The sequence below is a fragment of the Saccharibacillus sacchari DSM 19268 genome, assembly GCF_000585395.1.
GTDB classification, from domain to species: domain Bacteria; phylum Bacillota; class Bacilli; order Paenibacillales; family Paenibacillaceae; genus Saccharibacillus; species Saccharibacillus sacchari.
The window spans coordinates 5,059,428-5,074,173 of sequence record NZ_KK073875.1 but is presented as its reverse complement, the minus strand read 5'-3'; the positions used below and the strand labels follow the sequence as shown (position 1 = coordinate 5,074,173).

8 protein-coding genes, 4 tRNA genes, 1 rRNA gene and 2 other annotated features are annotated in these 14,746 nt (G+C 53.7%); of the genes, 12 read left to right on the top strand and 1 reads right to left on the bottom strand.

Annotated elements, in window-relative coordinates; genetic code table 11:
* Nucleotides 1-142 (top strand) — a sequence feature (23S ribosomal RNA rRNA prediction is too short).
* A 19-nt stretch (nt 143-161) separates the two neighbouring features.
* Nucleotides 162-419 (top strand) — a sequence feature (23S ribosomal RNA rRNA prediction is too short).
* Between the two features lie 116 nt (nt 420-535).
* Nucleotides 536-652 (top strand): 5S ribosomal RNA (rrf, locus tag SACSAC_RS21975).
* Between the two features lie 516 nt (nt 653-1,168).
* Here the strand turns inward: rrf and SACSAC_RS21970 are convergent.
* Complete coding sequence (locus tag SACSAC_RS21970) at nt 1,169-2,149, bottom strand: ketoacyl-ACP synthase III (RefSeq protein ID WP_211251349.1); 981 nt, start codon at nt 2,147-2,149, stop codon at nt 1,169-1,171.
* 396 nt (nt 2,150-2,545) lie between these two features.
* Between SACSAC_RS21970 and SACSAC_RS21965 the strand changes: the two genes are divergently transcribed.
* The 11 genes from SACSAC_RS21965 to SACSAC_RS21915 all read left to right on the top strand — a co-directional run bounded on the left by SACSAC_RS21965 (nt 2,546) and on the right by SACSAC_RS21915 (nt 14,659).
* Nucleotides 2,546-4,597: an alpha-amylase family protein gene (locus SACSAC_RS21965; protein ID WP_084778538.1), complete on the top strand. Its 2,052-nt coding sequence runs from the start codon at nt 2,546-2,548 to the stop codon at nt 4,595-4,597.
* A gap of 74 nt (nt 4,598-4,671) precedes the next feature.
* Complete coding sequence (locus SACSAC_RS21960; protein ID WP_051507320.1) at nt 4,672-5,622, top strand: ABC transporter permease; 951 nt, start codon at nt 4,672-4,674, stop codon at nt 5,620-5,622.
* Between the two features lie 112 nt (nt 5,623-5,734).
* Nucleotides 5,735-6,613 carry a carbohydrate ABC transporter permease gene (locus tag SACSAC_RS21955; protein WP_037290358.1) on the top strand — a complete coding sequence of 293 codons (879 nt, stop codon included), beginning with the start codon at nt 5,735-5,737 and terminating at the stop codon, nt 6,611-6,613.
* A 33-nt stretch (nt 6,614-6,646) separates the two neighbouring features.
* Nucleotides 6,647-8,161, top strand: a complete 1,515-nt coding sequence (locus SACSAC_RS21950; RefSeq protein ID WP_245608674.1) for an extracellular solute-binding protein — start codon at nt 6,647-6,649, stop codon at nt 8,159-8,161.
* Between the two features lie 93 nt (nt 8,162-8,254).
* The gene (locus tag SACSAC_RS21945; RefSeq protein ID WP_037290355.1) at nt 8,255-10,330 is read left to right on the top strand and encodes a family 10 glycosylhydrolase; all 2,076 of its coding nucleotides are present in this window, start codon (nt 8,255-8,257) and stop codon (nt 10,328-10,330) included.
* 106 nt (nt 10,331-10,436) lie between these two features.
* Complete coding sequence (locus SACSAC_RS21940) at nt 10,437-12,761, top strand: helix-turn-helix domain-containing protein (protein WP_037290352.1); 2,325 nt, start codon at nt 10,437-10,439, stop codon at nt 12,759-12,761.
* 89 nt (nt 12,762-12,850) lie between these two features.
* Nucleotides 12,851-13,729 carry an NAD(P)-dependent oxidoreductase gene (locus tag SACSAC_RS21935; protein ID WP_281175786.1) on the top strand — a complete coding sequence of 293 codons (879 nt, stop codon included), beginning with the start codon at nt 12,851-12,853 and terminating at the stop codon, nt 13,727-13,729.
* Nucleotides 13,730-14,278: 549 nt separating this feature from the next.
* Nucleotides 14,279-14,350, top strand: a tRNA-Glu gene (locus SACSAC_RS21930).
* A 9-nt stretch (nt 14,351-14,359) separates the two neighbouring features.
* Nucleotides 14,360-14,435: transfer RNA gene (locus tag SACSAC_RS21925), tRNA-Val, on the top strand.
* Between the two features lie 55 nt (nt 14,436-14,490).
* Nucleotides 14,491-14,564, top strand: a tRNA-Met gene (locus SACSAC_RS21920).
* Between the two features lie 19 nt (nt 14,565-14,583).
* Nucleotides 14,584-14,659: transfer RNA gene (locus SACSAC_RS21915), tRNA-Asp, on the top strand.
* The last annotated feature ends 87 nt before the right edge of the window (nt 14,660-14,746 follow it).

Here is a 14,746-nt window from a genome sequence, read left to right as displayed (position 1 = left end):
CCCAAGAGTCCACATCGACGGGGAGGTTTGGCACCTCGATGTCGGCTCATCGCATCCTGGGGCTGAAGTAGGTCCCAAGGGTTGGGCTGTTCGCCCATTAAAGCGGTACGCGAGCTGGGTTCAGAACGTCGTGAGACAGTTCGGTCCCTATCTGTCGTGGGCGTTGGAAATTTGAGAGGAGCTGTCCTTAGTACGAGAGGACCGGGATGGACGCACCGCTGGTGTACCAGTTGTTCCGCCAGGAGCATCGCTGGGTAGCTACGTGCGGAAGGGATAAACGCTGAAAGCATCTAAGCGTGAAGCCCCCCTCAAGATGAGATTTCCCACTTAATTGGTAAGACCCCTTGAAGACGACGAGGTTGATAGGCTGGAGGTGGACGCGCAGCAATGTGTGGAGCTGACCAGTACTAATCGGTCGAGGGCTTATCCAACGTTTTCGTAAGAAAACAACTTCGAATAGACGCGAAGTGATCGTTTCGGATCCAGTTTTCAAGGTGCAAGCCTTGTTGCGTGTCGCTAATCCCGACACAAATGGTTTGGTGGTGATGGCAGAGGGGTTCCACACGTTCCCATCTCGAACACGACCGTTAAGCCCTCTAACGCCGATGGTACTTGGACCGCAGGGTCCCGGGAGAGTAGGAAGCTGCCAAGCCAACGAAGAAGTCTTCTCTTAACGGAGAAGGCTTTTTTTCTTATGTTCGGAGTCGACACACACGCGGAAGGTCGCTACGGGAGAACTCTTGTCGCTGCCCTTGTTTGCCCGGCGGCAAGCCAAAAGTCGCTCCAAGGCTTCTCCCTACGCTCCTGCCAACATTGTCTTTGTCTAACTCTTCCTCACTAATCTCCTATTTAATCGCAGTCTGTCCACCGCCATAGGGTCACTGGTCTTTCCGATTCTCGTACCCTACCTACTGCTTTCATTCCTTTTCTTATAAAAGCTCAACTCCAATCTCTCTAAATCATTACCTCTTTTACAGTCCATAAATCCGTTACTTTTCTCTGCGGCTAGTTCAAGTCGCGCAGTTCGAACTTTGCTTTTTACCTACATACAGAGCGAGCCTGCTTCCGAACCGGAGCGCCTTTGTCCTTTCCCCTTACCTCTAAATGTTTGATCAAATAGAAGGGGAAAGGACAACGAAGCGCAGGTCGGAGGCAGGCTCGCGGCCCCTCACCAGCGGACTAGAACTCCGGAGTGCGTCAATCCCGCACCGAATCCGTACATCAGTAGCAAATCGCCGCGCTTTACTTTCCCCTCATCAATCGCAAGCTGCAAAGCGAGAGGAATCGAAGCCGCAGACGTATTACCGTAAAACTCGGCGCTCGTCAACGTCCGTTCGCTGCCGATCCCGCTCTTTTCCGCAATGGAATCGATCATTTTCAAGTTGGCGCTATGCGGAATAAACCAATTGATGTCCTCGATTCCGCCCGGTAGCGATTCGCTTAAGCGTTGCACGCCTTCCGGTACGGTGCGGACTGCCCATTTATAGACTTCCCGGCCATTCTGTACGACTTTTCCGTTACCGTCCAGCTTTTGGCCTCTTAATGTATCCGCCATGCCGCTTCGATAGACATGTTGGCCTCCGCTACCGTCGCTACCCATATGAGAACCGAGAAAAACGCCTTGCTCCGTATATTCAACAACAGCTGCACCCGCTCCGTCACCAAATAGAATGCAGGTGCTACGGTCCGTATAATCAATGGTTTTACTCATGCATTCGCCGGCTATGATCAACACTTTACGATGCAAACCTGCTGTCACCATTCCATTCGCAAGATGCAGCGCATAGGTAAAACCGGCACATGCGGCACTCAAGTCAAGGGTACCGGCATTTTGCAGTTTAAACGCGTCTTGTACCAAGCATGATACCGTAGGGAAAGGATAGTCAGGTGTCGTTGTGGCAGCCAGCACCAGATCAACTCCATCCAGAGCGTTCGGATAACGGCGAAGAAGATCCTCAACGGCTTTAATACATAGATGCGAAGTGAATTCGTCATCGGCGGCAATGCGTCTTTCGCGGATGCCTGTACGTTGGACGATCCATTCATCATTGGTATCGACCAAGGCTTCCAAATCGTCATTAGTCAGTTTTCGTTCGGGAACATAAGTGCCTAAAGCGGAAATGCGTGAGTTCGATTGAATAAGATTCATGTGCAGGTCAGCTCCTTTAGCACTTAATACTAGTACCTGGTACTAATATAAAAGCTCTTTATTATTTTTGCAAGTTTTTGCTTAGAAAAGCGTATTTAATGACTTCATGCTTAGTAGGAGACGAATTTGACGAAACGGACTTTTTTTGCAAGGTTGATACTCCTAAAAAGCTGATCTACTCGTATTCTTCTCTATTCTACCGGAAAAAGAGACACGAAACGGACAAAATTTTCCGGACAATTTGACCGCAAAACTTGTCTGTAGCATGCCGCTGCCCATTTTTGCACACTGTAGTTAGCCCGATCGGGATTGGAGCAGCATCAAGTATGATCCCGCTAAGCACGTTTATCAAAGAGTTCGATATCATTTTAGCCGAAAGGGGAGGGGATGAAGCGGATGAGTTGGTGGATGGAAGAGTCGATACGAATGATCCAAACCAATCTGCGCGAAACGGATGCGACGATGGACCCGGTGAGACTGATGGATGATTTGGATGCTTTGTCGGCTAATGTACTGATGGTGAATGCGGGAGGCATATTTGCTTTTTACCCGTCCGAACTGGAAGAGCAGTATGTGACACCGTTTTTGGAAAATGATCTGGTTGGCACGTTGACGGACTTGGCGCATCAAAGAGGGAAACGAATCATCGTGCGATTTGATTTCAGTAAAGCGCATGAGTCATTGTTCGAGCGCCATCCTGAATGGTTTTACCGAACGCGTGCAGGCCAAGAGGTCAATTACCAGGGTATCGTTCATACTTGCGTAAACGGTCATTACCAGCAAAAAGTTTCGCTCAAGATGATCGGGGAAGTGCTTGAACGTTATCCGGTAGACGGCATTTTCTTCAATATGTTCGGGTATCAGCATTGGGATTACAGCGGCAATCATTACGGACCGTGTTATTGCGAAAATTGCCGGCGGCGTTTCAGTGAAATGTACGGTCAGGATCTGGAACAATACGACGGAAAAAACGGACCGCTTCAACAGGAGTATGCGGAGTTTTGCGAGCAGACGACGCGCGAGATGCTGCGTCGAATTCGGGAATTCGTGAAAAAAGATTATCCGAACGTCGCGATTTCTACTTATCATACGGAAGGCGTCGATCTGGTGCGCAGCGAGTCGAACACGTCGTTGAAGCGTCCGCTTCCTAGGTGGTTGTATGCGGCGTCCGAAAATATAGCGTCGGTCGAAGGCGGGTGGGATGATAAACGTTCCAGTTGTTGCAGCATCAACGCGGTCGATTTGCCGTATCGGTTTACGGGAGTGTCGGTGCATGAAACGGAGATTCGGCTTTACGAAGCTTTGGCGCAAGGTTCCGTGCTCGACTTTTGCATTATCGGAACGTTCCCTGATTATCCGGATTCGTCCAACTTGCCTACTGTACAGCGCATCTTCCGTTTTCAACAAGAAAATGAGAGCGTATTCAAAAATTTGAAGCCGATCGTTGACGTGTTGCTGGTGAAGCCGGAATCGGGTACGGCTCGCGGCGAATACCTGGGGCTGTTCAAAATATTGAAGGAGAAGCAGATTCCGTTCGAAGTCGTGGTCAGGGAAAGGCTGAGCTGGCGTTTGGAAAAAGAAAACGGAGCGCTCGTTCTGTTGCTGCCGGGTGTCGACCGGCTGACGGAAAAGGAACGCGAATTATTGGAGCGGAAGCAGAGAGAAGGGCTGCGGATCGCTGCCACCGGCGGGGCGCTGGCGGAAGACGCCGAATCGCTAAGCGCGCTGTTCGGCATCCGGGAGCTTACGCGACTGCCGGATGCGGAGTCCGCCTATTTCGAGGCGGACGGGGAAGGGGTGGCCGGCATACCGGAAGGCCGGCGGTGGATCGTGGCGCCCGGGCCGTGCTGGGCGGCGGAAGTGGAGCCGGGCGTCGCCGGCCGGCTGCGCAGCATCGAGGCCGCGACGTTCGGGCCGCCGGAACGGGCGTACGGGCATGCGCGCAGCGAAGGCTTTGACGCGGTGACGATCCGCCGGAGCGGAGCGGGCAGCGGACTTTATTACGGCTGGCAGCCGGGGGAATGGTACAGCCGTTACGGCTGGCAAGACCATAAAGAAGCGTTTGCCGCCGTGCTGGAACACGAATTGGAAAGCGGCTGGACGTTAAAGTCGGACGCGCCGTCTTCGGTGGAAGTGTTCTTGCATCGCACGGGTGAAAGCGATCTGCTGCTGCAATGTATTAATCTGTCGGGCTTTAACGGCATGACCTATCACGAGGCGGTGCCGATCGGGCCAATGACGTTCACTATCGGCGGTTCGAACGCCGAAGCGTTATCCGATCTCTTTTTGAACAGATGCGAAGCCATATCGCTGGTCAATCAAAATCATATCGACGTACAGCAAACAGCAACAGGCATTTCTTTGACGATCGAGCGTCTGGAGAAATACGAAGCCGTACAAATCCGTCGCGCGTCTGCGGAAAAGCGTCTTGCCCAAAACGAAAGTTGAGCAAAAGCTGCTTCTGTAAAGAGTGAAGACATGCCTGATGCTTGAGCCTATTTTTTCGAGAAAGGAGAATGACCATGGAACAACCCGGAACCTTGTCTTCAGAGGGCAACAAAGCCTATCCAGCTTCGCTCTGGTCGCGCATCGTCAAACATCGAACCATTTATCTGTTGATGCTGCCCGGACTGCTCTTTTTTATCGTGTTCAAATTCGGTCCGTTGTGGGGTCTGCTGCTGGCATTCAAAGATTACAATCCGTACTTGGGATTCGCAGGCAGCGAGTGGGCGGGGTTCGATCATTTCACGGCGCTGTTCGCGGACCCGAACTTTTATGTCATGCTCCGCAATACGCTAGCGATCAATCTGCTGGGGTTGGTCTTCAATTTTCCGGTTCCGATCGTGCTGGCGCTGATGCTCAACGAGATCCGGCACGAGACGTTCAAACGGATCAACCAGTCGATCGTCTATATGCCGCATTTCCTGTCGTGGGTGGTCGTGGCGAGCATGACGTATTTTATCCTCTCGGCCGATGTCGGCATTATCAACAAGATCATCGTATCGTGGGGCGGCGAGTCCGTTTCGTTCCTCTCGCAAGTCAATTACTTTTGGGCCATGATCACCGCGCAAAGCGTCTGGAAAGAAGCCGGCTGGGGCACGATCATCTTCCTCGCGGCGATGGCCGGCGTCGATCCGCAACGGTATGAAGCGGCCGTCGTCGACGGGGCGAACCGCTGGCGGCAGATCTGGCATATCACGCTTCCCGCGATCCGTCCGACTATCGTAATTTTGCTGGTGCTGCGTCTTGGCAACATGTTCGACGTCGGCTTCGAGCAGGTCTTGTTGATGATGAACCCTCTCGTCATGTCGGTCGCCGAAGTGTTCGACACGTATGCGTACACGCGGGGCATTTTGCAAGGTAACGTCAGTGTCGGCGTGGCTGTCGGGATGTTCAAAGGAATCATCGGACTGCTGCTCATCGTTACCGCCAACCGGATCGTCAAAAAAATGGGGCAGGAAGGCATTTATTAACTATGGACGTCGCAATCGGGTATCGGGCCTAAGCCGTTAGTCGAAATCCTAACAGGCTGCGCGAGGTCCGATTGGCGTACGACAATATCTGTCTCTGGAAAGGAGCCATGTTATGAGTTTCGTGAAAAGCAAAAAGCCGACTGCGTTCGATTGGGTCAATTACAGCCTGATCCTGTTGATTTCGCTGGTCTGCATCTTTCCTTTTTTATACGTGTTCAGCGTGTCGTTTACCGATCCCGAGGTGTACGTACCGCTTAAGTTCTATCTATTCCCGGAAAAATGGTCGCTTGACGCGTATCAGTATATTTTATCCACGAACAGTTTCCTGAACGCGTTCAAAAGCACGGTGTTCATCACGGTCGTCGGCACGGCGCTGAACCTGATCGTTTCGTTCACGTTCGCTTACGGGCTGACCAAACGCACGCTGCCGGGTTATAAACTGATTATGGGATTTGTGATCTTTACCCTGGTGTTCAGTGCCGGCATCGTGCCGAATTATCTGCTGATCCGCGAGCTTGGGCTGATCAACTCGTATTGGTCGCTGATCCTGTCGAGCTTGACCAACGCGTGGAGCCTGATCATTATCAAAAGTTTTTTGGAATCGCTTCCTTCGGAATTGGAGGACGCGGCGCAGATCGACGGCTGTTCGGATCTCGGCGTGTTTTGGCGCATCGTGATCCCGCTATCCATGCCCGCGATCGCGACATTTACTCTTTTTTTCGCGGTGGCGCATTGGAATACGTATTTTAACGCTTTGATCTATCTGACGGATTCGAACAAATGGACGCTCCAGGTGCTGGTGAAAACGCTCGTGATCGATTCGAACTCTTCGGCTGCGGCGGGGGCGGGCGCGAGCGACGAAGCCGTCATGCCGCAGGAAACGATCCGGATGGCGTCGATCGTGCTGTCGATGCTGCCGATTCTGGTCGTATATCCGTTTTTGCAAAAGCATTTCGCGAAAGGCGTTATGTTAGGTTCGGTTAAAGGGTAGATAACGATCCGACATCCAAGGAGGAATATCGATATGGGCAAAATGAAAAGTTCGCATAGGAAATGGATCGCCGCTTTGTGCGGAGCCGCGATGACGTTCTCCGTATTAACCGCTTGCGGTCCGCAGGGCGGAGGATCGCAGGCCGCGCAGGGGGAAGGAGAAGCGGAAGGCCCGGTCAGCATCCAGATGTTTGCCGGATTGTTCAGCGAGCTTCCGGACATGAACGACGAGTACTGGACAGGATGGCAGGAGATGACGAATTCCAAGCTGGATATCGAATGGGTGCCGTCGGGCGACCTGAACACGAAATTGGATCTGCTGCTCGCGTCGGGCCAATTGCCGGAAGTGGTATCGACAACCGACTTTACCCGTCCGACACTGATCAGCGCGATCAAAAACGGAGCGTTCTGGGATCTGACTCCTTTCCTGGGGGATCTGAGCGAATATCCGAATCTCAAAGAAAACCTGGCTGACGACGCGTTGAAATACCTGTCGGTCGACGGTAAAATCTACGCGCTGCCGAGATCGAGATCGCGGGTAGACGGCGGCCTCAAGATTCGCGAAGACTGGCTCAAAGAACTGAATATCGACGTTCCGACGACGATGGACGAGTATAAAGACGCGTTGGCGGCGATCGTCAAAGCGAAACCGGGCACGGTCGGACATTTGTTCGTCGACAATCCGACAGCCGCGATGCAAGCCGGCTTCGGCGTCTATAACCCGACTTACGACGATGCGGGCGGCCTGATCAACCCTCGCCTCACACCGCAGTATGTAGAGATGGTCGGCTTTTTCCGGGAACTCTACGCTGAAGGCTTGATGTCCAAAGAGTACGCGGTCATGAAAGAAACGCAGGCCGAAGAACTGTTCAAAACGAACCGCGCGGCTTCCTACGGACGACCGATCTGGTGGGACGACGAGTGGGAAAAAGCGATGCGCAAATCCGGCGAAGAAGACGCCAAAATCCTGAATCTGCATCTGAAAGGACCGAACGGGGACGACGCGGTCGCGTTGGAAACCGGCGTATCGGGCGGCTTCTACATCTCGAAAAAAGTACCGGAAGAAAAAGTGAAGCAGCTCTTGGCGTACTTCGAGCAAACGGCTTCGCAAGAATTGACCGATTATGCGTACTACGGCAAAGAAGGCGTGCATCATACGGTCGAAGACGGGCAAAAAGTGCTGACGGAGCAGGGCGTGAAAGAAGTCAATACGACAAGCAAAGGCGCAGGCGTACTGGCATATGCGAAGTGGGGCAAAGTAATCAGCGCTTCGGCGAGCAAAGCATTCAACGACGCCAAAATCGCGGAAGTGGAAGTATTCGACGAGATCGGCAAGATCGACCCGTATCGCGTCGTGACGGTGGAGTCGTGGATCAACGCGTGGCCGCAGCATGATACGGAATATAAGTCCATGATGACCAAAGCGATCGTCGGACAGATTTCGTTGGAAGACTTCGATGCTTATGTGGCGGGCCTGCGCGAACAGCCGGCGCTCAAGCAGGCGTTTCTCGATATGGCCGCGGCTTACAAGCAGTTCCAAGAGTCTTGATCCGATCGGAAGTTTTCGCGTCATCGTTGACTGGGGGTCGGACACGAGCAGTATCTGAACGCAAGGATGCAGGCTGCAAAAAGGAGGAGTCTCATGGAAAGCCGCGATAAAGCGTGGTGGCGGAAGCCTCTGCGCATCATTCAGCCCAATCTTCAGGTAGCCGATACGGACAAAATCGAGCCGCGACGGCTGGCCGCGCAGTTGGAAGAACTGGGCGCGAATACGGTAGTGTTTAACGTGGGAGGGATTTACGCCTGGTACGATACCGAAGTGCCTTACCATACCAGGAATCCGTTTTTGGAAAAAGGGCGGGACTTGCTCCAGGAAGTGATCTCGGAGCTGCATAGCCGCAACATTCGCTTTATCGCCCGTTACGATTTCAGCAAAGCGGATGATAACGTCTGGTTGCGTCGCCCGCAGTGGTTTGTACGCGACGCCGAAGGGCGTCCGGAAACGATAGGGGCCATGCGCCCCGGACCGTGGCCGCTGCTGATGAAAACGTGCATCAACAGCGGGTATCGCAATGAAGGCGCAGCCGAACGAATTTTGGTCGAATCTCTCCAACGTTACGAGATCGACGGCGTATTTTTCAACGCGCCGGGTTACGAGTTTTGCCGTTGCGAGACGTGCCGGAGCAAATATGCGAAGCTTTATGACGGATCGGAACTGCCGGAGACTCGAAAGTTGCTGGAAAAAGATTTTCCGCTGCGCTGCATGACGGACAATATGCGGAGATTGAACGCAACAATCAAGTCGGTTAAGCCCGATGTGCCTACGATTCTGTATTATGACCTGTACCGCGATCGTTTGGAAGAACGCGCGGAGATCGCCGATCTGATTTGCGCGGAGCCGCAGGATATCCTGTCGCTCGGCTGGCAGCATATCCCGGAATTTTGGAAGCCTGCGCTGTCGATGCGGTTCGGTCGGTCGGCGCAGGGGCATGGACTGCCTGCTCCGCTCGGCATCGTCCATTCCTGTCCAGGCATGGACTGGCGGCATACCGGGCTTCCGCCTGCGGAATACCGGTTCTGGATGGCTCAGGTTCCGGCGAACGGCGGGCAGATCTGGCATTCGCTCACGGGCATTCCCGATACGATCGGCGACAAACGGATACTGGAACAGGTATCCGGGTTAAATCGCGACGTTGCGAAGGTCGAAGAGTTAATGGACGGGGCGCAGCAGGAACAGGAGATTGCGCTGCTATGGAACTCGGCAGCTTCCGCGGAAGGATGGGCGGAAGCGCTGATCCAGGCGCGGTTGCCGTTCGCGGTGCTGCCGGCCGAGGCGGCGGAACAAGGAGCAATGAAGAAGTACCGAACGGTGATTGTTCCCGAAGGATTCGGCTGGACGGCCGCGCTGCTGGCGGCTGCGGAGCAATTCGTGCGTCAAGGCGGCGGATTGTTGACCGAAGGAGCGCTTCCCGACGGAGCCGGTAACGCCGCAAGTCCGACGAAGCTGATAGGCATCGCCGAAAACAGCGTGCGCAGCGAAGAACTGCAAGCCGCTTATATCCGGTTCGAACCGGAAGGGAAAGACCATCCGCTGCACGCGGGATTACAGTCTACCGAACTGCTGCCGCTGCGCGGAAGGGTATCATACTGCGAGACCGATCAAAAGGATTCGTCCGTGACGGTATTGGCGACGCTCGTTCCGCCTTTTTCCCCGCCCGAAGCCGTAGGCGCTCCGCCGGAACGCGCGTCGCTGCCGGTTCCGCAGACGGATTTGCCGTTGATTGTTGCACGGCAGTCGGGACAAGGACGTACGCTGTATCTGCCGTTTTCGTTAAGCCGGTTGATCGCCGATTATAAGCTGGCCGATCATTACCGCTTGGCTGCAAATGCAGTGCGCTGGTTGCTCGGAAAAGCTCCGTCGATCGAGACAAACGAAGTGCCCGGGCTTCAGTTGACCGTGTTCCGTAAAAACGAAGAACGCCTCGTCCATCTCGTGAACGGAGCCGGGCGTCGGCCGTTGACTGCGATCCTTCCTTTGCATGATGTCGAGTTGAGTCTAACGACGGAGAACGATCCCGGCTCGTATACGGCAGAATGTCTGATCTCCGGGGAACGTCCCGAAACCTCGGTTCGCGGCGGCAAGCTCATTGTGAAGATCACAAAATTGTCGTCTTGGGAATGCGTGCATGTGTATCAGTCAGTCTTCGACAGTCAATAAACGTATTCGTGATCCACGATAAACAAAAAAGTAAATCTTGAGTAAGCGCGATTCGATTTTAGGTATAATGGGAGCAGCATGCCAAGACGGACAGGAGGAAGCATCCATGAGCGAATTTACGCAATCCGTGAAACGCAATGCACGTCGTATACTACCCGCAGACACCTATCTCAATCGGCTGATCTGGTTGGGCTGCCTATCCGTGCTTGTTCCTATTTTGCTAATCGGGAGCGCTTACTATTATATCTCGACGAATCGGCTGACCGCTCAGTTTCAAGCAGACAGCGAAGAGTCGCTGCTGCTGCTCAAAGATCGGATGGAGCAAACGCTGGGCAGCATCGAGAACGTGTCGTTGCAGCTATCGATGGAACCTTTGATCCGAAGAGCTTTGGCCGATCCCGGTTATAACGAGGATTATTTGGCCCAGATGGAACTGCTCAATTTGTTTCAAGCGCGAAGAGGAACGGAGGGACTGATCGGGGATATCGTGTTTTACCGTACGGAATCGGGAACGACCTTGTCCAACACATACGGTCATGTCGACGAATCCGATTTTCGATACCGTACCGATCTTGGGGAAGCGCTTGAGCGCAAAGAGAGCGGCTGGATGAGGTTGGGCGAAGCCGCGCGCGAAGGCTATCTCTCGTATGTTCGCCCGCTGCCCGTCATGCATTCGGGAGAACCGCAGGGCTTGCTCGTGATGCAGGTGGACGAAGCCGGGCTGGATCGGATGCTGAAAAGCTACCGAACGTCGTTGGAGGATCAGGCTCTGCTTGTGCTGGCTCCGAACGGAACGCCGCTTCTCCAGGCTTACGGCGGGGAACCGGAAGGAACGCTCCCGCGAGCCGGTGATCTTCGGGTCGCTTCCGCGGGAGAAGAAACGTCCGGCAGTCAATTGATACAAGGCGAGGAAGGTAAAGCGTTGCTAGCGTTCCAGCGGACTTCATTCGGCCGGACCTATGTCTCTTGGCTGCCGGAAGCCTCGATGATGCAGCAGCTGAGCTGGATACGCGGATTGATCTTTTTCACCGCGGGGGCTTGCTTACTGTTCGGTTTGATTCTTAGCGTGGTGACGTCGAAGCTGGCCTACAATCCCGTTCAGCGGCTGCTTCAGCACGGAGCAAGGCTTCGAAGCGGTCAATCGGGCGGATCGGATCGCGGCGGCAACGAGATCGAATATATCCGTTCCTGCCTGGACTATTTGAATGAACAAGCCGGGTCGCTGGATCGTTACGTACGCAGCATGCAGCCGGATTTACGGGATCGCTTTTTTCAAAAACTATTGCGCGGGGATTATGCGGTCGATACCGGAGAATTACGACGCCAATCTGCCAGGTACGGGATCGATCCGGGTGGGGACGCGGCGGTCGTGATGGTGAAGGTGGAAGATTTGCTGCGGGAAAAACGCTTTTTGCCTCAGGAAGGCGCGGTTATTCGCTTTGCGGTCCGCAATGTCATGAACGAATTGCTTCAAGCGAACGGGCTAAGCGGTTGGACGGCGGAAGACGGGGAAAAAGAAAGCGCGGCCGTGCTTTGTTTCCCGCCGGGAACTTCGCCGAAAGCGATCAGGGAAAGCGTGGGGCGTTATGCGCAGCAGATTGTGGAATCGCTTGCGCAGTATCTTTCTTTTTCGGCTGCGGTAGGCATCGGTCGTCAGGTTCCGCTGCATAAACTGCCCGAAAGCGCTTTGGAGGCCCGTACCGCGCTGAAATACCGATTGTTCCGCGATTCGGACCGTGTGCTCTGGTATGAGGAACCGATTCGTTTGGATGCGGGAAGTCCGTTGTTTTTATATCCCAAAGAGGTGGAGCGCAGCCTGATCGAAGCCTTAAGCGAAGAAGATTCGGCTAGCGCGGAAGCAGCATTGGAAGAATTTACGGATCGGGTGCGCACGGCAGGGTCTTATAACGTGATTTCCCAGTGTTACCATGTGCTGTTGTCGGCGCTGATTCAAGCTTTGGAAGCCAATGGAGCCGTTCCGGGCAAACTGTTCGGAGAAAATCTGTTCGAGCAGTTAAAAGAAAACCAAACGTCGCGCGAAATGCACGGTTGGTTTGCAGGGATGGTGTTCCCGGTCTGGATGCGGATACGCAGCGAAAATGCGGGCAACTCCTCCAGACAGCTGCTGCGGCGGGTATGCGCACAAATCGAAAGCGACGAAGACGGTAGCCTGACGTTATCCGAATGCGCGGAGAACGAAGGGATCAGCGCGTCCACGCTCAGTCGGTTGTTCAAGAAAGAAATGGGCATTTCTTTCGTGGAATATATGATAGAGTTTAAAGTGAACAAGGCGAAACGGCTGCTGAAAGAAACGGATTGCAGCGTGATGGATATCGCCGGTATGGTCGGATATTCCGAACGTAATTTGAACCGGACTTTCCAGCGCTGCCTGGATATGTCGCCCGGCCAATATCGCACGCTGCATCGTTGATGTTGAATCAACATTCTGCCAGCAGTGCCGTTTCGCCGAAGGGCGTGTACGCAAAGCACGCGTTAACTTTTCGGAAAGGGTGAATCCATTTGAAATCCGCAAAACAAATCGTAGGTTTCGCAGGAATAGGCGTCATGGGAAAAAGCATGGCCGGTCATATTTTGGACAAAGGGTACGAGGTGCATGTCTATAACCGTACTCCGTCCAAAGCGCAGGATCTTGTCGACCGCGGAGCGGTCTGGCACGATTCGCCATCCACGCTGGCGCAAGCTTGCGATATCGTCATCACCATGCTTGGCTATCCGCAGGACGTGGAGCAGGTGTACACGGGCGAAGACGGTCTGATTCCCCATGCTAAATCGGGCGCGTATCTGATCGATATGACTACGTCCAGCCCGCTGCTCGCACGCCGCTTGGCTGAACAAGGCAAGCAGAAAGGCATCGGCGTGCTGGACGCTCCGGTATCCGGCGGAGACGTCGGCGCCAAAAACGCCAAGCTGTCGATCATGGTCGGCGGCGAACAAGCCGATTACGAAGCGGTGATGCCTTTGCTTGAGATCATGGGCAGCAATATCGTGTACCAAGGCACGGCAGGAGCCGGGCAAAATACGAAAATGTGCAACCAAATCGCGATCGCCTCCAATATGATGGGCGTGACCGAAGCGATCGTATATGCCGAAAAAGCGGGTCTTGATCCCCGCACCGTGCTGAAAAGCATCGAAACCGGCGCAGCCGGAAGCTTTTCCTTAAGCAATCTGGTCCCTCGCATGCTCGACGGCGATTTCGAACCGGGCTTCTACATCAAGCATTTTATCAAAGACATGGGCATCGCCCTCGAATCCGCCGCCGAAATGCAGCTCGATCTTCCAGGCTTGAAACTGGCCGAATCCCTGTATCGCAAACTGGCCGACGCCGGTTACGAAGACAAAGGCACCCAGGCGCTATATAAGCTGTGGGACAAGGAGTAAGGCAGTAAGCCGAAGGCTGCTCCAATCCATTCGAACTTCTCCAATCCAAAATCGTACAGCCGAATTTCGGTTGTACGATTTTTTTGTGGGCAAAGGAGCCTCGATACAATACCGCGTCATCTTAACCAGTGATTTTGAGCTTAGCCGACAAAGTAAAGTGTGTAAGGCAATGCTCGCCTTATACTCTTTAAAAGCGTTCCAGTACGTGCCAACGCCAGGCGGAGGGAGAAATTCAGTTCAAAACGCCTTTGAACTTGGAAAACCCCATTATAAAATTTCAATCCCGTTTTCCAAGTGAGACAGCGTTTTGAACGAATTTCTCCCGCAGCCGCCACACACGCACCGCCTGTTTAACCGCCCAACATAAACGGTTAATAATACGCATCGCAATAGCTTTAATATCATCAACTTTAACTCGATTCAAACTTTCTCAAAGTTTTTTGCGAAAAAGGGTTGACCTTTGGAATGCTCGCATGGTATATTATTTCTTGTCGCCGCGGGCAACACGCTGAAACAAGCGAGACGCAAAACGGACGACATTGACAGTAAGGCCCGTTGGTCAAGGGGTTAAGACACCTCCCTTTCACGGAGGTAACAGGGGTTCGAATCCCCTACGGGTCATTATCGTACGGAGGCTTAGCTCAGCTGGGAGAGCATCTGCCTTACAAGCAGAGGGTCGGGGGTTCGATCCCCTCAGCCTCCACCATGAAGACTTTAGTGACGAAGTCGAACGAATCATGGAACTAAGATTTACACTCTAACGCGGGGTGGAGCAGCTCGGTAGCTCGTCGGGCTCATAACCCGAAGGTCGCAGGTTCAAATCCTGCCCCCGCAATTGCTTTACTTTATGGCCTGGAACCGTGGTGTAGGGGTTAACATGCCTGCCTGTCACGCAGGAGATCGCGGGTTCAAATCCCGTCGGTTCCGCCATTTTTGCTTCAATAATGTTTTGCGGACGTGGCTCAGCGGTAGAGCATCGCCTTGCCAAGGCGAGGGTCGCGGGTTCGATTCCCGTCG